Source organism: Micromonospora ferruginea, from assembly GCF_013694245.2.
Classification (GTDB): Bacteria; Actinomycetota; Actinomycetes; order Mycobacteriales; family Micromonosporaceae; genus Micromonospora; species Micromonospora robiginosa.
Genome location: NZ_CP059322.2, coordinates 4,996,482 through 5,016,799 on the forward strand (window position 1 = coordinate 4,996,482; position 20,318 = coordinate 5,016,799).

General features: G+C 73.9%; 18 protein-coding genes and 1 pseudogene. 4 read left to right on the plus strand and 15 right to left on the minus strand.

All coding sequences use genetic code 11. The features are described from left to right. Nucleotides 1-28: 28 nt before the first annotated feature. On the minus strand, nucleotides 29-604 hold the full coding sequence (locus H1D33_RS21950) for a TetR/AcrR family transcriptional regulator (protein WP_181572633.1): 576 nt from the start codon (nucleotides 602-604) through the stop codon (nucleotides 29-31). A gap of 228 nt (nucleotides 605-832) precedes the next feature. On the opposite strand from H1D33_RS21950, the gene H1D33_RS21955 reads away from it, so the two are divergent. Further along, nucleotides 833-2,140 (plus strand): D-arabinono-1,4-lactone oxidase, encoded by a 1,308-nt coding sequence (locus H1D33_RS21955; RefSeq protein WP_181571360.1) that lies wholly within the window; start codon nucleotides 833-835, stop codon nucleotides 2,138-2,140. A gap of 65 nt (nucleotides 2,141-2,205) precedes the next feature. Here H1D33_RS21955 and H1D33_RS21960 read toward each other — a convergent pair whose 3' ends face one another. The 7 genes and pseudogenes from H1D33_RS21960 to H1D33_RS21990 form a co-directional block, all read right to left on the minus strand. Continuing rightward, entirely contained in the window at nucleotides 2,206-3,159 is a 954-nt protein-coding gene (locus H1D33_RS21960) for a DUF559 domain-containing protein (protein WP_246411938.1), read from the minus strand. A gap of 102 nt (nucleotides 3,160-3,261) precedes the next feature. Next, nucleotides 3,262-6,083 (minus strand): annotated as a pseudogene (gene topA / locus H1D33_RS21965) (type I DNA topoisomerase). A 313-nt stretch (nucleotides 6,084-6,396) separates the two neighbouring features. After that, nucleotides 6,397-6,996 carry a hypothetical protein gene (locus H1D33_RS21970; protein WP_181571358.1) on the minus strand — a complete coding sequence of 200 codons (600 nt, stop codon included), beginning with the start codon at nucleotides 6,994-6,996 and terminating at the stop codon, nucleotides 6,397-6,399. Continuing rightward, the gene (locus H1D33_RS21975; protein WP_181571357.1) at nucleotides 6,987-7,526 is read right to left on the minus strand and encodes a hypothetical protein; all 540 of its coding nucleotides are present in this window, start codon (nucleotides 7,524-7,526) and stop codon (nucleotides 6,987-6,989) included. The genes H1D33_RS21970 and H1D33_RS21975 overlap by 10 nt, the downstream gene beginning before the upstream one ends. Nucleotides 7,527-7,623: 97 nt before the next feature. Next, nucleotides 7,624-9,972 (minus strand): sodium-translocating pyrophosphatase, encoded by a 2,349-nt coding sequence (locus H1D33_RS21980; protein WP_181571356.1) that lies wholly within the window; start codon nucleotides 9,970-9,972, stop codon nucleotides 7,624-7,626. 291 nt (nucleotides 9,973-10,263) lie between these two features. After that, nucleotides 10,264-10,701: an ATP-binding protein gene (locus H1D33_RS21985; RefSeq protein ID WP_181571355.1), complete on the minus strand. Its 438-nt coding sequence runs from the start codon at nucleotides 10,699-10,701 to the stop codon at nucleotides 10,264-10,266. After that, the gene (locus H1D33_RS21990; RefSeq protein WP_091062772.1) at nucleotides 10,701-11,051 is read right to left on the minus strand and encodes an STAS domain-containing protein; all 351 of its coding nucleotides are present in this window, start codon (nucleotides 11,049-11,051) and stop codon (nucleotides 10,701-10,703) included. The genes H1D33_RS21985 and H1D33_RS21990 overlap by 1 nt, the downstream gene beginning before the upstream one ends. A 133-nt stretch (nucleotides 11,052-11,184) precedes the next feature. Here H1D33_RS21990 and H1D33_RS21995 point away from each other — a divergent pair, with 133 nt between their 5' ends. The 3 genes from H1D33_RS21995 (at nucleotide 11,185) to H1D33_RS22005 (ending at nucleotide 15,016) form a co-directional block, all read left to right on the plus strand. Then, entirely contained in the window at nucleotides 11,185-13,716 is a 2,532-nt protein-coding gene (locus tag H1D33_RS21995; RefSeq protein ID WP_181571354.1) for a DEAD/DEAH box helicase, read from the plus strand. Nucleotides 13,717-13,960: 244 nt separating this feature from the next. Beyond that, nucleotides 13,961-14,167: a hypothetical protein gene (locus tag H1D33_RS22000; protein WP_089154522.1), complete on the plus strand. Its 207-nt coding sequence runs from the start codon at nucleotides 13,961-13,963 to the stop codon at nucleotides 14,165-14,167. A gap of 270 nt (nucleotides 14,168-14,437) precedes the next feature. Beyond that, complete coding sequence (locus tag H1D33_RS22005) at nucleotides 14,438-15,016, plus strand: LURP-one-related family protein (RefSeq protein WP_181571353.1); 579 nt, start codon at nucleotides 14,438-14,440, stop codon at nucleotides 15,014-15,016. Nucleotides 15,017-15,121: 105 nt separating this feature from the next. Here H1D33_RS22005 and H1D33_RS22010 read toward each other — a convergent pair whose 3' ends face one another. The 7 genes from H1D33_RS22010 to ssd all read right to left on the minus strand — a co-directional run bounded on the left by H1D33_RS22010 (nucleotide 15,122) and on the right by ssd (nucleotide 20,245). Then, nucleotides 15,122-15,520 (minus strand): Rv3654c family TadE-like protein, encoded by a 399-nt coding sequence (locus H1D33_RS22010; protein WP_181571352.1) that lies wholly within the window; start codon nucleotides 15,518-15,520, stop codon nucleotides 15,122-15,124. Beyond that, nucleotides 15,517-15,900 carry a TadE family type IV pilus minor pilin gene (locus tag H1D33_RS22015; RefSeq protein ID WP_181572631.1) on the minus strand — a complete coding sequence of 128 codons (384 nt, stop codon included), beginning with the start codon at nucleotides 15,898-15,900 and terminating at the stop codon, nucleotides 15,517-15,519. The genes H1D33_RS22010 and H1D33_RS22015 overlap by 4 nt, the downstream gene beginning before the upstream one ends. A 62-nt stretch (nucleotides 15,901-15,962) precedes the next feature. After that, nucleotides 15,963-16,130 carry a DUF4244 domain-containing protein gene (locus H1D33_RS22020; protein WP_181571351.1) on the minus strand — a complete coding sequence of 56 codons (168 nt, stop codon included), beginning with the start codon at nucleotides 16,128-16,130 and terminating at the stop codon, nucleotides 15,963-15,965. 23 nt (nucleotides 16,131-16,153) lie between these two features. Next, nucleotides 16,154-16,729 carry a type II secretion system F family protein gene (locus tag H1D33_RS22025; protein ID WP_246412159.1) on the minus strand — a complete coding sequence of 192 codons (576 nt, stop codon included), beginning with the start codon at nucleotides 16,727-16,729 and terminating at the stop codon, nucleotides 16,154-16,156. A gap of 152 nt (nucleotides 16,730-16,881) precedes the next feature. Next, nucleotides 16,882-17,943: a type II secretion system F family protein gene (locus H1D33_RS30345; RefSeq protein WP_414685434.1), complete on the minus strand. Its 1,062-nt coding sequence runs from the start codon at nucleotides 17,941-17,943 to the stop codon at nucleotides 16,882-16,884. Further along, on the minus strand, nucleotides 17,940-19,145 hold the full coding sequence (locus H1D33_RS22035; RefSeq protein WP_181571349.1) for a TadA family conjugal transfer-associated ATPase: 1,206 nt from the start codon (nucleotides 19,143-19,145) through the stop codon (nucleotides 17,940-17,942). Before H1D33_RS22035 ends, H1D33_RS30345 begins: the two co-directional genes overlap by 4 nt. Further along, nucleotides 19,142-20,245 carry a septum site-determining protein Ssd gene (ssd, locus tag H1D33_RS22040; protein ID WP_181571348.1) on the minus strand — a complete coding sequence of 368 codons (1,104 nt, stop codon included), beginning with the start codon at nucleotides 20,243-20,245 and terminating at the stop codon, nucleotides 19,142-19,144. Before ssd ends, H1D33_RS22035 begins: the two co-directional genes overlap by 4 nt. Nucleotides 20,246-20,318: the final 73 nt, after the last annotated feature.

A 20,318-nucleotide genomic window follows, 5' to 3' on the forward strand; every position in this document is an offset into this window, starting at 1 on the left:
TCTCAGAACCCGCCGCCCGACGTGCCGCTCAACCCTGGCGCACGGCCTCGACCGGGGCGTTGACCTGCCGGTGCAGGTATTCCCGGATCAGCGCCTTCGCCTCGACCAGCACCCGCTCGTCGCCGTCCGCGCGGCGGCGGAACGCCAACTTGATCAGGGCGTCCGCGGCCTCGACCGCGACCTCCAGGTGGAACCGCAGGTCGGGCACCCCGGCCAGGCCGAACCGCTCGGTGAGTACGCGGGCGAGCTGCTCGGCGATCACGCCGTTGTTGTCCCGCTGGTCGTCCAGCAGGTGCAGGTCGACCACGTCGCCGAAGTGCAGGGTACGGAAACCGGGGACCGTGCGGTGCATCGAGATGTACTCGTCGATCGCCGCGTCGACCCCGTCCCACCAGTGGGTCAGGTCGTCCGAGGCGAAACGTTCGTCGAGCCGCTGGAGGTAGGACTCCATGGTGCGCAGGGTCAGTGCCTGCACGATCGCCCGCTTGTCCGGAAAGAACTGGTAGACGGACCCGATCGCCACCTCGGCACGCTCGGCGAGCAGGGTCGTGGTCAAGCCCTCGTACCCCACCTCGTCGACGAGCTCGGCGCAGGCGTCCAGCATCCGCTGGACGCGCGCGACACTTCGACCCTGCACCGGTACCCGACGCAGCGGCCCGGTCGTGGCGGCTGGTGTGGACACTCGGCGCCACCCCCCTTCGACGGATGAACATATCTGCACGTCACGAGTCCGTGACTACCGGTACAACGAGCCGGGCTCGATTGCGGTATTTACCAGGCACAACGTTCCTGATATGAATTCAGTTCATATTCATGTCGAGGAGTGTTCGCCATGGCCGGTCCCCCCGCCGCCTGGTCCAACTGGGCCGGCAACCAACACAGCACGGCGCTGGTCACCGAGCGCCCCCGTAGCGTCGCGGACGTCGCCGGGGCGGTCCGGCGGGCCGCCGACGCCGGCCGGAGCATCCGGGCCGTCGGCAGCGGCCACTCCTTCACCGCCACCGCCGTCGCCGACGGCCACCGGCTCGACCTCGCCGAGCTGGAGACCGACGTCACCGTCGACGTGACACGCCGCCTGGTCACCGTACCGGCCGGGATGACGCTGCACACGCTCAACGATCTCCTCGCCGGTCACGGGCTGGCGATGCCCAACCTCGGCGACATCGACGCGCAGACCATCGCCGGCGCGCTCTCCACCGGCACCCACGGCACCGGCGCGAAACTCGGCTGCCTCTCCACGTTCGTGACCGGGCTGACGCTGGTCACCGGCACCGGCGAGGTGCTGCGCTGCTCCGCCGACGAGCACCCCGACGTGTTCGACGCGGCCCGGGTCGGGCTCGGCGCTATCGGCGTGCTGGTCGAGGTCACGCTGCGCTGCGTGGACGCGTTCGTGCTGCGCGCCCACGAGCGGCCGGCCGCGCTCTCCGACGTGCTCGCCGACCTGCCCGGTCTCTACGAGCCGCACGACCATGCCGAGTTCTACTGGTTCCCCTACACCGACCGGGTGCAGGTCAAGACCAACGACCGGGTACCCGCCGACGACCGGCCGCTGCCCCGCTGGCGCGGCTGGCTGGACGACGAGTTCCTGTCCAACACCGTCTTCGCCGGGGCCTGCTGCCTCGGCCGCGCCGCGCCCGCCCTGGCCCCCCGGATCAGCGCCGTCTCCGCCCGCGCGCTCACCGAACGCACCTACACCGGCCGCTCCGACCGGGTCTTCTGCACCCCGCGCCGGGTCCGCTTCGTGGAGATGGAGTACGGCCTGCCGCGCGAGGCGCTGACCGAGGCGCTCACCGCACTGCGCCGGATCGTCGACCGGATGCCGTTCAAGGTGCTGTTCCCGGTCGAGGTGCGGTTCACCGCCGCCGACGACATCTGGCTCTCCCACTCCTCCGGGCGCGACTCCGCCTACATCGCCGTCCACCAGTACGTCGGCATGCCGTACGAGCCGTACTTCAGGGCGTTCGAGAAGGTGGCGACCGAGCTGGGCGGCCGGCCGCACTGGGGCAAGCTGCACTGGCGCGACGCCGAGTCGCTGGCATCCGCCTACCCGAAGTTCGCCGACTTCCAGGCCCTGCGCACCCGCCTGGACCCCCAGAACCTCTTCGAAAACCCGTACCTACGACAGATCCTCGGCCCCTGAGGCGAGATCTTGGAAGATGGTGGCCCTCCTGAGGGCCGCCCGCTTCCAAGATCTGCTGAGGATCCTCATCCCGGCCAGCCGGCGGCGCGGAGGGCGGCGCGCAGTTGGGCGAGCACCGTCTCCGGGTCGGCGCGCAGCGCCCAGGCGGGGAACCGGAGGACACGGTCACCTTCCACCCACAGGTCGTTCTGCCGGCGCATGTCCGCCCAGGCGTGCGCGGGGTCGAGATGCTGACCGCCGTCCACCTCGACGTGCACCCGCCACTGTTCGAAGTAGGCGTCGAGGTAGCGCCGCCGGCCGGCCGAGTCGCGCCGGACGACCTGGCGGGTCGGCTCGGGCAGACCGGCGCGCCGCACCAGCGCGAGCAGGTCCAGCTCACCGAGGGAGTGCGCGCCACCGGCGGCGTCGAGGGCGGTGGACAGGATCAGCCGACGGCGACGGGTCCGCGGCATCCGGGTGAGCACCTCGCGCAGCTCGGCGTCGGCGGTGAGACGCTGCTGGAAGGCGGCCGCCACGATGGCCCGGGCCTGGGCGTCGGAAGGCGCCCACTGGGCCGCGTCGACCACCGACCGGGCCATCGAAGTGCGTGGCGGCTGCCCAACCGGCACCACGTCCCGATCCGGCAGATGGGTCGTCCGGTGCGCCAGCACACCGGCCGGGAGGGGAGCGCGACGAACCGTGGCCGGCAGGAGCAGGTGCACGACCCGGCCTGGGAACCCCTGCAACCCGCCGGCCTGGGCTGCCGTGAGGCCACCGATCAGCGCGGCGGGGCCGGCGGCCAGCACCGCGATCCAGCGGCGCTCAGACGAACCGATCGGGCCGTTGTGGGCGACGAGAACCGCGCGGTGGGCCTGGCGCCAGCGGCCCGTCGCCAACCGGTGCCGGATCGCCTTACGACTGAGGTGGACGAGCGCCTGATGAATGCTGAGCACGTCCTCCTGGCGGAAGAGCAACCAGGTCAACTCGTCCGCGTCGTCCGACGGGAGCGCCCGCCGCATCTCCGCCCAGGAACCCGCCACCCGCCCGACATTGCCTGCCAACCCCCGTCCACCGCCGCCCCTGTGGACAACGGCGAGATCTTGGAAGGAAACGGCCCCCATGAGGGCCCTCTTCTTCCAAGATCACTCCTTCGGGGTTGACGTCGCCTTTCGGGGGGCCGCCTTCTTCGCGGCCGTCGCCTTCTTGGCGGTCGTCGTCTTCTTGGCGGTCGTGGTCTTCTTCGCTGCGGTGGTCTTCTTGGCGGGGGCGGCCTTCTTGGTGGCCTTCTTCTTCGGGGCCGGACCCTTCGCCCGCTTCTCGGCGAGCATCTCGGACGCCTCCTCCAGCGTCAGCGCCTCCGGCGTCTGGGCGCGCCGCAGCGACGCGTTGGTCTCCCCGTCCGTGACGTACGGGCCGAAGCGCCCGTCCTTGATCACCAGCGGCTTCTCGGTGAGCGGGTCGACGCCCATCTCCCGCAGCGGCGGCGCGGCGGCCCGGCGCTGGCGCGTCTTCGGGGCGGCCAGCAGCGCCAACGCCTCGTCCAGCGTGACGGTGAACATCTTGTCTTCCGAGTCCAGCGAGCGGAACTCGTCACCGCGCTTGACGTACGGGCCGTAGCGGCCGTTGTTGGCGAAGACCTCGACGCCGTCCGGCGCCACGCCCACCAGGCGGGGCAGGCTGAGCAGCCGCAGCGCCTGCTCCAGGGTGAGGTCGTCGGGCGACTGCGAACGCAGCAGCGACGACTTGCGCTCGCCGCTGGCCACGTACGGGCCGAAGCGGCCGGACTTGAGCAGGATCGGCTCGCCGGTCGACGGGTCGTCGCCGAGCTTGCGCTCACCTCCGCCGCCGAGGAACAGCTCCTGCACCTTCTCCGGGGTCAGCTCGTCCGGGGCCAGGCCCTCCGGGATCGGCGCCCGGTCCCCCTGCGAGCCGCCCTCCTCGCCGTCACCCTCCCCGAGCCCGAGCCCGAGCCCGAGCCCGAGCCCGAGCCCGGAACCGCCCGCTGGAGGTAGGGCCCGTAGCGGCCGACCCGGACGACGACCTCGCGCCCCTCGTCGTCGGTGTGCAGCGGGATGGAGTTGACGCTGCGCGCGTCGATCTCGCTGAGGTTCTCGGTGACCAGCTTCTTCAGCCCGCCGGCGTGCGCGATGGCCTGGTCGCCGGCGCCGTTGGCGCTGCCGAAGTAGAAGGAGGTGAGGAAGTCGACCGCGGCGTGGTCACCGCCGGCGATCTCGTCCAGCTCGTTCTCCATGCTGGCGGTGAAGTCGTAGTCGATCAGGCGCGGGTAGTGCCGCTCCATCAATCCGATCACCGCGAACGCCAGGAACGTCGGGATCATCGCCTGGCCGCGCTTGACGACGTATCCGCGGTCCTGGATGGTCTGCATGATCGACGCGTACGTGGAGGGGCGGCCGATGCCCAGCTCCTCCAGCGCCTTGACCAGCGACGCCTCGGTGTAGCGCGACGGCGGCTGGGTGTGGTGGCCCTGCGCGGCCAGCTCGTCGGCGGTCAGCGGCTGGTCCTTGACCAGCGTGGGCAGCCGCCGCTCGGCATCCTCGGCCTCGGCGTTCTCGTCGTCGCTCGACTCGACGTACGCGCGCAGGAAGCCCGGGTCGGTGATGGTCTTGCCGGTGGCGCCGAAGTCGGCCTCCTCCTGCGCCGACGAGACGGCCCGGATCCGCACCGACACGCTGGAGCCGACCGCGTCGGTCATCTGCGAGGCGATGGTGCGCCGCCAGATCAGCTCGTAGAGCTTGAACTCCTCGCCGGACAACTCCTTGGCCACGTCGCCCGGGGTGCGGAAGTTGTCCCCCGCCGGGCGGATCGCCTCGTGCGCCTCCTGCGCGTTCTTCACCTTGCCGGTGTAGCGGCGCGGCTCCGGCGGCACGCTGCGCTCGCCGTACAGCTCGACGATCTGCCGGCGGGCCGCGGTGATCGCGGTCTCCGACAGGTTCACCGAGTCGGTACGCATGTAGGTGATGTAGCCGTTCTCGTAGAGCCGCTGCGCGGTGCGCATCGTCTGCTGGGACGAGAACCGCAGCTTGCGGGCCGCCTCCTGCTGGAGCGTGGAGGTGATGAACGGCGCGTACGGGCGGCGGCGGTAGGGCTTCTCCTCGACCCGGGTGACCGTGAACGGCCGGTCCGCCAGGCGGGCGGCCAGCCCCCGGGCCCCGCCCTCGTCGAGGTGCACCACGCCGGCGCCGGCGCGCACCCGGCCGGTGGTCGGCTCGAAGTCCTTGCCGGTGGCGATCCGGTCGCCGTTCAGCGCGACGAGCGTGGCGTTGAACGTGCGCGGGCCCTCGCCCGACTTCGCCACCGCCAGGGTGGCCAGGATGTCCCAGTATTCGGCGGTGCGGAACGCCATCCGCTGGCGCTCCCGCTCGACCACGATCCGGGTCGCCACGGACTGCACCCGGCCCGCCGAGAGCTTCGGCATGACCTTCTTCCACAGCACCGGGGAGACCTCGTAGCCGTAGAGCCGGTCGAGGATGCGCCGGGCCTCCTGGGCGTCGACCAGGTCGCGGTCGATCTCCCGGGGGTTCGCCACCGCGGCCTGGATGGCCGGCTTGGTGATCTCGTGGAAGACCATCCGCTTGACCGGCACCTTGGGCTTGAGCGTCTCCACCAGGTGCCAGGCGATCGCCTCGCCCTCGCGGTCCTCGTCCGTGGCCAGGAAGATCTCGTCGACCTCCTTGGCCAGCTTCACCAGCTTGCTGATCTGCTGGCGGCGGTCCGCGGAGACCACGTAGAGCGCGTGGAAGCCGTTGTCGACGTCGACGCCGAGCCGCGCCCACGGCTCACCCTTGTACTTCGCCGGGACGTCGGCGGCGTTGCGGGGCAGGTCCCGGACGTGGCCGAAGCTGGCCTCCACGACGTACCCCGGGCCGAGGTAGCCCGAGATCGTCTTGGCCTTCGCCGGTGACTCGACGATGACCAGACGGGTGGTTCCAGCGTTGCTCGGCACGTCTCTCTCCGACCTCACTCCTACGCCATGCCCGCTTCGGGCCGTGTTGCACCGCCCGGACCACCGGTGGCCCGGACGTCCAACGTAACGCGCCGTCCACGTTCCGGGTTTCGTGGGCGGCAAACGGGTCGCTCCGTGGCGACCGCCGGCCGAACCCAGCCGGACGGCGCCACCGTACACCGTGGGTAGGGCGCCGAGCGGGTCACTGTGACGATCACACACCGCCCGGCGGAGGTCACCCCGGTCGTTTTCCTGCGCGGAACCGCCGGAGCGGGTGTCCGTGATCGGACAGCCGGCGGGATTGCGCGGCGGGTCAGCCCGGCCAGTCGCCGGCCGGCGCGGCCGGGGGCCGTTCCCCCACCAGTTCGGCGAGCCGGCGCACCCGCCGCCCACCGATCCGGTACGCCGGCCCGCCCCCGTCCGGCTCGACGAACGCGGCCGGCAGCCCCACCGCGGCCAGCGCGGCGCGCACCGCCGGCCAGGTGGGCTCGTCGGCCGGGCCGAGCCCCAACCGGAACCCGGCCGGCTCGGTGGCCCCGGCGGCGGCGACCCAGAGCCGCAGCCGCCGCCCGTCGAGGTGGAACCGGGCCGGTGGCCGCTTCGCCGTGCCCCGCAGCCAGGCCCGGGCGAGCGGGGCCAGCGTGGTCGCGTACGCGGTGCGGACCCGGTGCCGGCCGTCCTCGGTCGGCTCCCAGCTCGCCGGCACCCCCCGGGCGCGCAGCTCGGCCACCAGCACGTGCACCCGCCAGGCCGCGTCCACCACCACGGAGAGCCGCGCGGTGCCGCCCATCCGCACCACCTCCGCCGGCCCGGCGAGCAGGCCGGCGAGGTCCGCCAGCGCGGGATCGGCCGCCTCGGTGGAGAACAGCGAGGGCTGGCGGGCCGGGTGCGGGGAGGGTGGCGTCAGCGACACTCCGGGACCTCGTCGAAGGCCTCTTTGAGTTCGGGTGAGTTGAGCTTGCTGGTGTCCAGCGCGCTCGCGTCGTACTCCTTGTTCAGCGTGTCCACGGCGGCGCGCACGCCGTCGTAGAACGGGCCGGCCTGGGCGGTGTCGAGCCCGTCGATGGTGGTCCGGGCCCGGCCGTAGGCGTCGCGCATCTTGCCCAGCGAGCCCTGGAACCCGGCCGAGACCTCGGTGCCGCGCTCGACCTCGGGCACGCCCGCCTCCTCGACCTTGCGCCGGGCCGTCTCGCTGGCCTGCTCGGCCCCGGCGAAGAGCCGCACCAGGTTCTCCTTGGCCTGCGTCGGCGTGGTCTGCGCGGTCATCTGCTGCTGGGTGCTGCTGGTCAGCTTGGAGATCTCCGCGCGCCACGGGCCGAGCGCCTGGCAGACCGAGGCGGCCCAGGCCCGCGGGCTGGGGCCGCCGCAGCCGGCGACGACGAGCACGAGCGTGGCCAGGACCACCGTGAGCTTTCCGGCGGTTGCCGCCCGGCGCGTACGCATGCGATGCAGCGTACGACCTCCGGGTGGAACTGCCACCGGTCAGGTTTGGCGCGGTTCCCGGCCGGCCGGGGGCCGACCGGGAACCGTCCGGTGGAGATCAGGCGTTGACCGCCTCCGGGTGCTGGTCCGGGGTGCCGGCACCGTGGTCGGAGTCGTCCATCGCCACGCCCTTGCGCTTGCTGAACACCACCGCCGCCACGATGATCAGCGCGGCCACCACGGCGATGGTGATCCGCAGCGGGGTGTTCCGGTCGTCGCCCACGCTCCAGGCCACCACGGCCGGGGCGATCAGCAGCGAGACCAGGTTCATCACCTTGATCAGCGGGTTGATCGCCGGGCCGGCGGTGTCCTTGAACGGGTCGCCGACGGTGTCGCCGATGACCGTGGCGGAGTGCGACTCGGAGCCCTTGCCGCCGTACGCGCCGTCCTCGACCAGCTTCTTGGCGTTGTCCCAGGCGCCGCCGGAGTTGGCCAGGAACACCGCCATCAGCGTGCCCGCGCCGATCGCGCCGGCCAGGTAGGAGGCGAGCGCGCCCGGGCCGAGGCCGAAGCCGACCGCGATCGGGGCCAGGATGGCCAGCAGGCCGGGGGTCATCAGCTCGCGCTGCGCGTCCCGGGTGCAGATGTCCACGACCTTGCCGTACTCGGGCCGCTGGGTGCGGTCCATGATGCCGGGCAGCTCGCGGAACTGCCGGCGTACCTCCATCACCACGGCGCCGGCCGAGCGGGACACCGCGTTGATGGCCAGGCCGGAGAAGAGGAAGACCACCGCGGCGCCGATGATCAGGCCGACCAGGTTGCGCGGGTTCGCCACGTTCAGCGCGTTGAGGATCTCGGTGCCGACGTCGCCCACGCCGGCGTCGGCGTACGACGAGCGGAGCGTGTCGGTGTACGAGCCGAACAGCGCGGTCGCGGCCAGCACCGCGGTGGCGATCGCGATGCCCTTGGTGATCGCCTTGGTGGTGTTGCCGACCGCGTCCAGCTCGGTCAGCGTCCGCGCGCCGTGCTCGTCGATGTCGCCGGACATCTCCGCGACGCCCTGCGCGTTGTCGGAGATCGGGCCGAACGTGTCCATCGCGACGATGACGCCGACGGTGGTGAGCAGGCCGGTGCCGGCCAGCGCGACCGCGAACAGCGACAGCGTGATCGAGCTGCCGCCGAGCAGGAACGCGCCGAACACGCCGGCGCCGATCAGCAGCGCCGAGTAGACCGCCGACTCCAGGCCGACGCTGATGCCGGCGAGGATGACGGTGGCGGCGCCGGTCTGCGAGCTCTTGCCGATGTCCTGCACCGGACGCTTGTTGGTCTCGGTGAAGTAGCCGGTGAGCGCCTGGATCGCGGCGGCCAGCACGATGCCGATCACGACCGCGCCGATGGCCACCAGTCGCGGGTTGCGGTCCACGTCGGTCAGCCCGCCCTCCAGCTCACCGAAGGTGGCCGGCAGGTAGGCGAACGCGGCGACCGCCACCAGCACCGCGGAGATCACCGCGGAGATGTAGAAGGCCCGGTTGATCGCGGTGAGGCCGTTGCGGTCGCTGGTGCGCAGCCGGGTGATGAACACGCCGACGATCGCGACCAGCACGCCGATGGTGGAGATGATCAGCGGGAAGACCAGGCCGTCCTCGCCGAACGCGGCCCGGCCCAGGATCAGCGCGGCGACCAGCGTGACCGCGTACGACTCGAAGAGGTCGGCGGCCATGCCGGCGCAGTCACCCACGTTGTCGCCGACGTTGTCGGCGATGGTCGCGGCGTTGCGCGGGTCGTCCTCCGGGATGCCCTGCTCGACCTTGCCGACCAGGTCGGCGCCGACGTCGGCGGCCTTGGTGAAGATGCCGCCACCGACCCGCATGAACATGGCGAGCAGCGCGGCGCCGAAGCCGAAGCCCTCCAGCACGGTCGGGGCGTCACCCTTGAACAGGATGACGACCAGCGCCGCGCCGAACAGGCCGAGGCCGACGGTGAGGAAGCCGACCACGCCACCGGTGCGGAAGGCGATCTTCATGGCGCCCTCGCGACCGCCTTCGCGCTCGCGCGCGGCGGCGGCGACCCGCAGGTTGGCGCGGGTGGCCAGCCACATGCCGGCGCCGCCGATGAACGCGCTGAACAGCGCACCCACCACGAAGAACGCCGAGCGGCCGATCTTCACCAGCGTCTGGTTGCCGTCGGTGTCGTGCACCGGCAGCAGGAACAGCAGTACGACGGCGATCACCACGAAGATCGCCAGGGTGCGGAACTGCCGCAGCAGGTACGCGGAGGCGCCCTCCTGCACCGCCCCGGAGATCTCCTGCATGTTGGTGGTTCCCGTACCGGCTGCCAGTACCGCCTTGGTCAAGGCGGCGGCGAAGACGAGCGCCACCAGCGCGATGACCGCGGCGATGACGACGTACGTCACGTTGGCTCCGGTAAGGGACAGTGCGCCGCCGTCGGCGGCCAAGGTCCCGGACATCTGTGTCCTCCTGTACCGAACACGCGTCGGCTCGTGGAGACGCACGGTCCGACGCCTGGATGCGAACTCGCCAGCGCGCGCCATCCACCCGTTCCCGCTGGCTGCGGGCAGCGATCACTTGCTGACAACCCGGGTACTGTAGCCCTCCCGCGTGGTGAGGGTCACACCGAGGGGGCACCCACTCTCGATGATCTTCGTAACTGTGTTATGCGAGGAAATCTGATATATAGGGCGGTCAACACGACGAGGCCGCGCTCCCCGTCGGGGAACGCGGCCTGCGGACGGAACGGGTCAGGCGCGGCCGGCCGGCCAGGCCATCCGGACCTCGGTGCCGACACCCTCGTCGACCGGACGGACCTGGAGGTCCTCCACGAAACCGGCGAGCAGGGCGAAGCCCACGCCGGTGGTGAGCGCGTCCTCGCTGAGCGACTCCTTGGCCAGCTCGTCCGGGCCGAGCGCGGCCAACCCGAGGCCCGCCTCGATCGGGGCCCGGTCCACCACCCGCACCGTGTACGAGCCGCCGTCGGACATCTCCACGTACACCGGTTCCGCCAGCCCGTACTGCCGGTGCAGGGCGACCGCCCGGGTGCACGCCTCACCGATGGCCAGGCGCACCTCGTCGAGCAGATCCTCACGCACGCCGGCCCGGCGGGCCACCGCGACACCGACCAGACGGGCGGTGCGGACGTGGACCGGGGCCGGCGAGAAGGAGAGCTTGACGGTGGCCATCACGCGCCGGTGGAGTCGGCGGCGATGGCCGCGTCGACCGTCGGGTGCAACGGGAAGACCTGGTCCAGGGCGGTGATCCGGAAGATCTTGAGCAGCGGCTCCTTGTCGCAGACCAGGGCGAAAGAGCCACCGGCCGACCGGAGCCGCTTGAGCGCGCCGACCAGCACGCCGAGCCCGGTGGAGTCGAGGAAGTCCACCCGACCCAGGTCCACCACCACGTGGCGGGCCCCGCCGTCGATCAGCTCGATGAGCCGTTCCCGCAGCCGGGGGGCGGTGTAGACATCCACCTCACCGCCGACCTCGAGCACCGTGTGCTCCCCCACGGCGTGGGTCGCCAGTGACAGCTCCATCGGCCCCTCCTCGGTAAACTCTCCTGGGCATCTAACCATCCCCCGCGCGACCGCCTCGGGTCACCGGCCTGCCCCTCCCCATACCCCCACCCTGCGGTTCCCAATTCCGAACACCAGTGCGAGAGTGCAGGACGTGACCGACGACAGGCCCGGCCCGAGGCACGCGCCGGGCGAGCTGCTGCGGCGGTTGCGGCTGCGCCACGCCGGCGACCCGGTCACCCACGTCGAACGGGTGCCGGCCCGCGTCGGCGAGCCCGCACCGTGGCCCGGCTGGGCGCCGGAGGACCTGCGGGCGGCGTTCGCGCGACGCGGCGTCGTCGCCCCGTGGCGGCACCAGGCCGAGGCCGCCGAGCTGGCGTACGCGGGACAGCACGTCGTCGTGGCCACCGGCACGGCGTCCGGCAAGTCGCTGGCGTACCAGCTCCCGGCGCTGAGCACCCTGCTCGACGACCCCCGCGCCACGGTGCTCTACCTGGCCCCGACCAAGGCGCTCGCCGCCGACCAGCTCCGCGCCGTCGCCGGCCTGGACCTCGACGGGGTACGCCCGGCCACCTACGACGGGGACACGCCGCGCGCCGAACGGGAGTGGATCCGCCGGCACGCCCGGTTCGTGCTGACCAACCCGGACATGCTGCACCACGGCATCCTGCCCGGGCACGCGCACTGGTCCGGCTTCCTGCGCCGGCTCGCGTACGTGGTCGTCGACGAGTGCCACACCTACCGGGGCGTGTTCGGCTCACACGTCGCGCACGTGCTGCGGCGGCTGCGCCGGCAGTGCGCCCGCTTCGGGCGTACCCCCGTGTTCTTGCTGGCCAGCGCCACGTCGGGTGACCCGGCGACGGCGGCCGGGCGGCTCACCGGCCTGCCCGTCACCGCCGTCACCGAGGACACGTCGCCGCGCGGCGGGGTGACGTTCGCACTCTGGGAGCCGCCGCTGCTGCCGCCTCCCTCCTCGGACGTGGAACTCGCCGACCTGGTGTCGGTCCGGCGGTCCGCGCTGCGGGAGACCGCCGACCTGCTCGCCGACAGCGTGGTCGAGGGGGTCCGCACGCTCGCGTTCGTCAGGTCCCGCAAGGGCGCCGAGGTGGTGGCCGCAACCGCGCGGCGGACGCTCGACGAGGCGGTGCCCGGGCTGGGCGACCGGGTGGCCGCCTACCGCGCCGGCTACCTGCGCGAGGAACGCCGCGAGCTGGAACGGGCGCTGCTGCACGGCGACCTGCTCGGCCTGGCCTCCACCAACGCGCTGGAGCTGGGCGTCGACCTGGTCGGGCTGGACGCGGTGATGATCTGCGGCTGGCCGGGCACCCGGGCGTCGCTCTGGCAGCAGGCCGGGCGGGCCGGCCGCAGCGGCGGCGAGGCCCTCGCGGTGCTGGTGGCCCGGGACGACCCGCTCGACACCTACCTGGTGCACCACCCGGAGGCGCTGTTCGGGCGCCCGGTCGAGGCCACCGTGCTCGACCCGGCGAACCCCTACGTGCTCGCGCCGCAACTCGCCTGCGCCGCGCACGAGGCCCCGCTCACCCCCGCCGACCTGGACCTCTTCGGCGAGGGCGCGAAGGAGGCGGTGGACTCGCTGGTCGAGGCCGGCGCGCTGCGGCAGCGGCCCACCGGCTGGTACTGGCGGCACCGGGAACGCCCCGAGGTCGACCTGCGCGGCGAGGGCGGCGCGCCGCTCTGCGTGGTGGAGGAGTCCACCGGCCGGCTGCTCGGCACCGTCGACGGCGGCTCCGCGCACTTCCTGCTGCACACCGGCGCGGTCTACCTGCACCAGGGCGTCTCGTACGTGGTCGACTCGCTCGACCTCGCCGACGGGTGCGCGCTGGTGCACGCCGAGGAGCCGGACTGGTCCACCCACGCCCGCGACGTCACCTCGCTCTCCGTGGTCTCCGTCCGCTCGTACACCGACGCCGGCCCGGTCGGGCTCTTCCTCGGCGAGGTGGACGTGACCAGCCAGGTGGTGTCGTACCAGCGGCGTCGCATCGCCACCGGCGAGGTCATCGACACCCGCCCGCTGGACCTGCCGGCCCGCGAGCTGCGCACCGTCGCGGTCTGGTTCACGCTCTCCCCCGGGTCGTTGGCGCGCGCCGGCGTGGAGGCGGCGGACGTGCCGGGGGCGCTGCACGCCGCCGAGCACGCCGCGATCGGCCTGCTGCCGCTGATGGCGACGTGCGACAGGTGGGACATCGGCGGGCTGTCCACCGCGATGCACCCGGACACCGACGCGCCGACCGTCTTCGTCTACGACGGCCATCCGGGCGGGGCGGGGTTCGCCGAGCGGGCGTACCGGACGGCCGCCGCCTGGCTGCGCGCCACCCGCGACGCGATCGTGGAGTGCGGGTGCGAGACCGGGTGCCCGTCCTGCGTCCAGTCCCCGAAGTGCGGAAACGGCAACAACCCGCTGGCCAAGCCGGAAGCCGTCAAGGTCCTCGACGTGGTCCTCACCAACCTGGCCGCCGCCGCGTCCGGCGCGACTACGCACGGCGCGACATCCGCCGTCCCGACAGACGTCGGCCCGGACGTCCGTCCGGCGGACGTCGGCCCGGCGGGCGGTGGCTCGTCAGGTGACGCCGCGGCTGACGACGGGTCGGGGCAAGGCGGGATGCTGCCACGGCAGGACGACCGGGCGACCCGCCGATCCGCAGCCGGCCGCAACACGACGGACTGACCCGTCTCCCCCACCCCCACCCACCCCGTCGATCTTGCAGTTTCGGCCCACACTTCGTCCTTTTGGCACCGATATGCCTGGGCACAAAGTGCAAGATCGACGGGGTGGGTGGTGGAGGAGTGGTCTGGTGGGTGGGACGGGGGCATGAGGTCGGCGGCGTTGGGGCATTGATGTATGGGAGCGCTTCCATGCATTGTTTCGGTAGCGCAGACGTGACCGACACCCGTCCGCCGGAGGTGCCACCGTGGCCGACACGATCGCCGAGACCGTCGAGCTGCTCTACACCATCGACCAGGAAAGCCTCACCCCCGACCAGCAGATCGCGCTGGGTACCGCGCTGGCGAACCTGGCGCAGGCGGAGCGGCTGGAACAGATCAACGAACGCCTGCGGGGCATCCACCAGGTGCTCAACACCTGGGCGATGAAGGCCACGGTCGACGGCGGCCGCTGAACCGCATGCGGTGTCGTACCGGCTGGTCGAGGTGGCACGGGCCGCCGGCATCTCGCCGAGGTGCGGTCGACCGGTCCTCGCCGGCTCGCCGAGATGACGGGCGTCGACCGACGACGCCACCCGGCCGACCCGGGTCGGTCGAGCGGCCACCCCGGCCGACCCGGGTCGATCCAGCCGACGGGACGGCGGCGGGGGCGGGGGCGGCGTTCTGCGGGTGCGCGCTGGTGGCGGTGCTGTGCGACACTCCGGCGACCCCTCGAAGGAGATCAGATGTCGCTCGACAGCCTGCAGGCGCAGCACCGGTTCATCGTCCGCCAGCGAATCCGGATGATGGTCAACCAGTACGAGGTGCACGCCGTGGCACCGGACGGCTCCGAGGGCGGGCTGCTCGCGTTCGCGCAGCAGAAGCGGCTCGCCTTCAAGGAGCAGGTCACCATCTACACCGATGACACCAAGCAGTACCCCCTTCTCGGCTTCAAGGCACGCCAGCGCCTCGACCTCGGCGCCACGTACGACGTGACCGACCACGCCGGCAACCCGATCGGCCTGTTCCGCAAGGACTTCGCCCAGTCGCTGCTGCGGTCGACCTGGCATGTCGAGCAGCCCGGCCTGCCGCCGGCGACCGGGCAGGAGCGCAGCCTGCCGGTGGCACTGCTGCGCCGTTTCGTCGACTCGCTCTCCTGGCTGCCCTACCACTTCGACTTCCTGGCCGGAGGCCAGCCGGTGTTCTCCGTCGACAAGAAGTGGGGCCTGCGCGACCGGTACGTCGTGGACATCCAGCACCCGCACATCGACCGCCGACTGGTCATCGCCATGGCGGTTGGCCTGGACGCCCTCCAGTCCCGCTGACCCCGGACGTCGGCCGGCGAACCCGCCACGACGGGCTCCGCCGGCCGGCTGCCCGGCCTCGTCCTGCGCCCTACCGGCCAGGCCGGGCGGTCTTCCGGCTCTGCCTCAGAGGTCGCCGATCCGGGCCGGGCCGGCCCGTGCTGTCGCGGTGGCCACGCGCGCCAGCCCGGGTAGCGGCACGACCCGTACCTGCGCGGTCACGACCAGGTCGAGACCGTCGGTTCGGCAGCCGGTCAGCCGGCCGCCGTTGGCCGTCACCAGCGCCGCGGCCCGCCCACACGCGGCGTCCGCCCCGTCGAGCGCCCGGCTCGCACCCGCGAGCGCGCCGAAGTCGGCCGCGATCCGGGCCTGATGGCGGGCGCACCGGGCGGCCCCGAGCCCGGCGCCGAACAGCCCAGCCAGCACGAACACCAGGCCGAGCGCGAGCAGGCACACGGTCGCCCCACCCCGGTCGGCCGCCGCCACGTCCACGATCGGTCGGCGGGCCGACCCTCCGGCGGTCACGGCACCGGCCCGGGCGCGCCGGGTTCCACGGCGGCCACCGCGACGCCCGACACGGAAAATCGGGGCAGCCGCGCGCCGAGCGCCCGGACCGGTGCCCGGACGGTGGCGGTCACCAGGTCCCCGGTCACGGTCACCGTCACCTCCGCGCCGGCAGGCGCGTGACGAGTGCCGGCGGCGACGCCTGGTTCGCCCCGGGCCGCGGCGAGTGCGGCCTCCCGGGCCGCGTCCACACAGCCCACCCGGGTGGTCACCGCGTCGACCGAGGTGAGTCCGGCGAAGAGGAGGAGCATCAGCGCCGGCAGGCCGGCCGCCAACTCGGCGGTGAACGATCCCCGCTCCCGGGGACCCCACGGTCGACGCCGGGCGACGCCGCGCCGCATCGTCGTGCCGGACGCCGGGACCGTCGGGACGCCGAGCCGCCGGCCGGCCCACCGGCGCCCGGTCACTTCAGGGCCCGGTCGATCACGGCGGTCAGGGCGGACTGCACGTTCCCGGAGGTGAGCACCTTCAGCAGGATTCCGGCGAAGGTGACCGCGGCGAGGGTGCCCACGGCGTACTCGGCCGTGTTCATGCCGGCGTCACCCCGCAGGCGGGTGAGGAGCTTGCGCATGTCGTACGTCCCTTCTCGATGGTTCACAGCACGTCGCCGAGGACGGCGACGATCACCGGCACCAGACCGGCGAGAATGAAGGCGGGCAGGAAGCACAGCCCGAGCGGCAGCACGATGAGCACCCCGGCGCGCCGGGCGGACGCCTCGGCCGAGGTCGAGCGTTCGGCCCGCAGGTCGTCGGCGAGCCGGGTGAGCGCGCCGGCCAGCGCGGCACCGCTGTTCGAGGAGCGGATCGCGGCGTCGACCAGGCTTCCCGCCCCGGGCACGGTTCGCAGGTGGGCCCAGGCCTCCGTCGGCGTACCGCCCAGGTTCAACGTGCGGCCCACCCGGCCGAGCCGGTCCGCGAGCGGACCGCCGAGCGCCTCCGCCACCGCGAGCGCCGAGCGGTCCACCGGAGCGCCGGCCCGGAGCGCCGCGGCCAGCAGATCGGCGGCGAGTGGCAGGTCGGCGGTCTCGCGCAGACGCCGCTCCCGCACCTCGCGGGGTTCGATCCGGCGGAGCAGGCGGTCGGCGGCGAGGCCGGCCAGCGGACCGACGAACAGGCCGGCCCAGCCGCCGACGACCACCGCCACGGCCAGCGCGGCCAACCCGGCGCCCATCCGGATCCGGTCCGGCCACCACGCCGGTCGGGCCGGCCGAGGGGCGGCTGCGAGCCGGCGTAGCCGCCCGGCCGGACGGACGGCCGGCGCGGCCACCACCAGGAGCGACGCGGCGCCGCCGAGACAGGCCGCGGCCACCACCTGACGGGACATCAGGCGGCCCGCCCGGGCCCGACGCCGAGCCGTTCCGCCCAGAGCAGTCCGCCGATCTGCAGAACGACTGCGGCGACGGCGCTCCCACCACCGACCGGCGTGTGCAGGAGCACAGCCACCGGGTCGACGCCGATGGCGTAGCCGAGACCGATCCCGCCGAGCGGCAGGGCGGCGAGGAGCCAGGCGGTCGCCCGGGCACCGGCGGCCTGGGCGGCGGCCGCCGCCAGGCCCCGGTCGGCGGCGCGGGCATCGGCCTCGATCCGCTCCAGCAGGTCGGCCAGCGGCGCCCCGGTCCGGTCGGCCAGGCACACCGCCGCCCGGCACAGCCGGGCGATCCGCCCGGTGCCCTCGTCGAGCACCGCGCCGGTGGGCAGGCCGGCGCGCAGGTCGGCGGCAGCGGCGCCGAGCCGGTCGAGCTCACGGCGATGGGCCAGATCGGCCGCCCGGTGCGCCCGTCGGCGCAACGCCGCGCGGGCCGCGAGGGCGCCGTAGGCCGCCAGCACCAGCGCGGCCACCGGGCCGCCGAGAAGCACGCCGACCATCCCGCCGAGCACCGCCGCCGCCGGCACCGCACGCCGGGCGGGCACCGCCGCCCGGAGTCGTCGCCCACCGGCGAGGGGTCGGCCGCCACCGTCGAACCACCGGCCGGAACGGTGGCCGTCGAGACCAGGCTGGTGACCGGCGGAGCCGGGCAGGTGAGCGTCGAGATCGGGCTGGCGACCGGCAGACCCGGTCCGGTGACCGGCGGGATCGGGCCAGGGAGCGTCGAGGCCGGAAAGCTGGCCGCCGAGACCGGTCCGGCGTCGTGCACGGACCGGGCCGGCGCCCGGTCGGCGCGACCGGTCGAGCCGGCCGGGCGGTCGTCCGAATCCGACCGACGCCTGGTGCCCCGTCCCTCGGGTGCCGGCAGCTCTCCGGCTGCCGGTCGGACCGGAGCCTCCGGACACGGCTCCCGCGTCGAGGACCGCCCGCCGCCGGACCCGACCGCCGCGTGCCGGCCAGGCGACCGCCACGGCGGCACCGGACAGGAGCACGACCACCAGCCAGAGCTGCCCGGTCACGACGAACCGCCGGGCCAGACCGCCCTGAGGATCGGCGGTACGGGCACACCGCGCTCCCGCAGCAGGTTGCCGAGCGACCGGGCGGCCAGGCCGAGGCCGCGGCCGCGGATCCAGGCCGGCACCACGGTCACCACCCGGTCGGGCCCCTCCGGCAGGAGCAGGCCGATCGAGTCGAGCACCCGCCCCGCGCCGGTCCGGCGGAGTTGGAGGACCACCTGCAACGCGGCGGCGACCTGGGCGTGCAGCGCGACCCGGGGCAGCCCGCCGAGCATCCCGAGCGCCTCCAGCCGGGCCGGCACGTCCGTCGGGGCGTTGGCGTGCAGCGTCCCGGCGCCACCGTCGTGACCGGTGTTCAGCGCGGCCAGCAGGTCGACCACCTCGGCGCCCCGGCACTCGCCCACCACCAGCCGGTCCGGTCGCATCCGGAGCGCCTGCCGGACCAGGTCGCCGAGCCCGACCGTGCCGGCGCCCTCGACGTTCGCGGTGCGGGCCTGCAACCCGATCACGTGCGGGTGCACCGGACGTAGCTCGGCGGCATCCTCCACCAGGACGATCCGCTCGTTGCCGGGCACCAGCCCGAGCAGCGTGTTGAGCAGGGTGGTCTTGCCCGATCCGGTGCCACCGGTCACCAGGTAGGCCAGCCGGGCAGCCACCACCGCGTCGAGCAGCGGGGCGACCGGCCGGGGCACGGTGCCGTGCTCGACCAGCTCGTCCAGCGTGAACGGTCGTTGCCGGAAGGTGCGCAGCGACAGGTAGGGGCCGTCGGTCGCCACCGGCGGCAGCACGGCGTGCAGCCGGGTGCCGTCGGGCAGCCGCGCGTCGGCGTACGGCGAGGCGTCGTCGAGCCGGCGACCGGCGGCCGCGGTCAGCCGCTGCGCCAACCGACGCACGTCGTCGACCGTGCCGAGCGGCACGGGCACCTGCTGCAGCCCACGTCCCCGGTCGACCCAGACCCGGACCCCGTTCACCAGCACGTCGGTGACCTGCGGATCGGCCAGGAACGGCGCGAGCGGGCCGGCGCCGACGAGGTCGTCGTGCACCCGCCCGGCGAGCCGCAGCAGGGTGGTGTCGCCGAGCACACCGGCGGCCGGCTCGGCGCGTACCGCGGAGACGACCGCGGCGGACGTGACCGGCGTGGCCTCGGCGGCGAACCGGTGCCGGACGCGGGCGGCGAGTTCCTCCGGATCGGCCGGCCCGGTCACGCCGCACCCGCCGCGGGCCGACCGGTCAGCTCGTCGACGAGACGCTGGCAGAGCACGGCGAGCGGGCCCTTGCCGGTGGCGCCCGGCGCCTCGCCGCGTTCCAGCCCTCGGCACAGGCCGGGCTCGGGCCGGAGCGTGCCGGCGAGCGGGAGGCCGAGCGCGCGGGACACCTCGGCCGCCCGGAGCCGACCCGGCGCCGGGCCCCGCACGATCACCGACAGGTCGGCGCAGTGCGGGGCCACGACGGCGGCCACCCGGGCCGCTGCGGCGGTGGCCCGCAGCTCCGCGGGCACCACGAGGAGTGCCCGGTCGGCGGCCTGGAGGGCGATCACCGCCGCGTCGTCGAGATGCCGGGGCAGGTCGAGCACCACCAGGTCCCGCCCGCGCCGGCCGGCGTCGACCGTGGCGGCCATCGCCTCCGCCGGGAGGTGCCGCAGGTCGCCGCGGTCCCACGAGAGCACCACCAGGTCGCCCCGGCTGGGCAGGGCACGGACCAGCGCCGGCGGGTCCACCCGCCCGTCGGCGCCGGCCAGCTCGGGCCAGCGCAGCCCGTCGAGCTGCTCCCAACCGAGCACCAGGTCCAGCCCGCCGCCGAGCGGATCGGCGTCGACCAGGAGCGTGCGCAGCCGGGCCCGGGCCGCGCTGACGGCGAGCCCGCCGGCGAGCACGCTGGCCCCGGCGCCACCGCGCCCGCCGAGCAGGGCCACGACCCGCGCCGGGCTCGCGCCCGCCGGCCCGACCAGGCACTCGGCGAAGCGGTCGACCAGCCAGGGCTCCGCCGCCGGCAGGGTCGCGACGTGCTCGGCGCCGATCAGCTCGGCCAGCTCCGTACCCGGATCGAGCTGGTCGGCGCGACCGACCAGGACCGTGCGTGGACGTCGTGGCAGGCGGGCCCGCAGGCAGGCCGCCGCCTGGTCGGCGCCGACCAGCACCAGCGGCGCCGGCGCCCACCGGGCGCGGGCGGCGGCCGGATCGGCCGCCAGCTCGACCTCGGTGCCGCCGGCCGCGGCGAGCCGCAGCAGCTCGTCGAGCAGGTCGCCGTCCGCGGTGACCAGCAGGGGCAGTCGACGGTACGGCGGGAGCGGGGTACGGGGCAGCATGGCGGCCTCCATCGGTCGGACTCGGACGTGCCGCGCAGTAGCCTGCCCAATCGGCCGAGCCGGACGGGGCACG

Bases quoted from the DNA above. Each gene is read 5' to 3' on its own strand.
- H1D33_RS22005 (WP_181571353.1), top strand. From the start codon at position 14,438: ATGTCGCTCGACAGCCTGCAGGCGCAGCACCGGTTCATCGTCCGCCAG.
- H1D33_RS21990 (WP_091062772.1), bottom strand. From the start codon at position 11,051: ATGGAGCTGTCACTGGCGACCCACGCCGTGGGGGAGCACACGGTGCTC.
- H1D33_RS21980 (WP_181571356.1), bottom strand. From the start codon at position 9,972: ATGTCCGGGACCTTGGCCGCCGACGGCGGCGCACTGTCCCTTACCGGA.
- H1D33_RS22020 (WP_181571351.1), bottom strand. From the start codon at position 16,130: ATGCGCAAGCTCCTCACCCGCCTGCGGGGTGACGCCGGCATGAACACG.
- H1D33_RS22025 (WP_246412159.1), bottom strand. From the start codon at position 16,729: ATGGGCGCCGGGTTGGCCGCGCTGGCCGTGGCGGTGGTCGTCGGCGGC.
- H1D33_RS21985 (WP_181571355.1), bottom strand. From the start codon at position 10,701: ATGGCCACCGTCAAGCTCTCCTTCTCGCCGGCCCCGGTCCACGTCCGC.
- H1D33_RS21950 (WP_181572633.1), bottom strand. From the start codon at position 604: ATGCTGGACGCCTGCGCCGAGCTCGTCGACGAGGTGGGGTACGAGGGC.
- ssd (WP_181571348.1), bottom strand. From the start codon at position 20,245: ATGCTGCCCCGTACCCCGCTCCCGCCGTACCGTCGACTGCCCCTGCTG.
- H1D33_RS21955 (WP_181571360.1), top strand. From the start codon at position 833: ATGGCCGGTCCCCCCGCCGCCTGGTCCAACTGGGCCGGCAACCAACAC.
- H1D33_RS21975 (WP_181571357.1), bottom strand. From the start codon at position 7,526: ATGCGTACGCGCCGGGCGGCAACCGCCGGAAAGCTCACGGTGGTCCTG.
- H1D33_RS22015 (WP_181572631.1), bottom strand. From the start codon at position 15,900: ATGCGGCGCGGCGTCGCCCGGCGTCGACCGTGGGGTCCCCGGGAGCGG.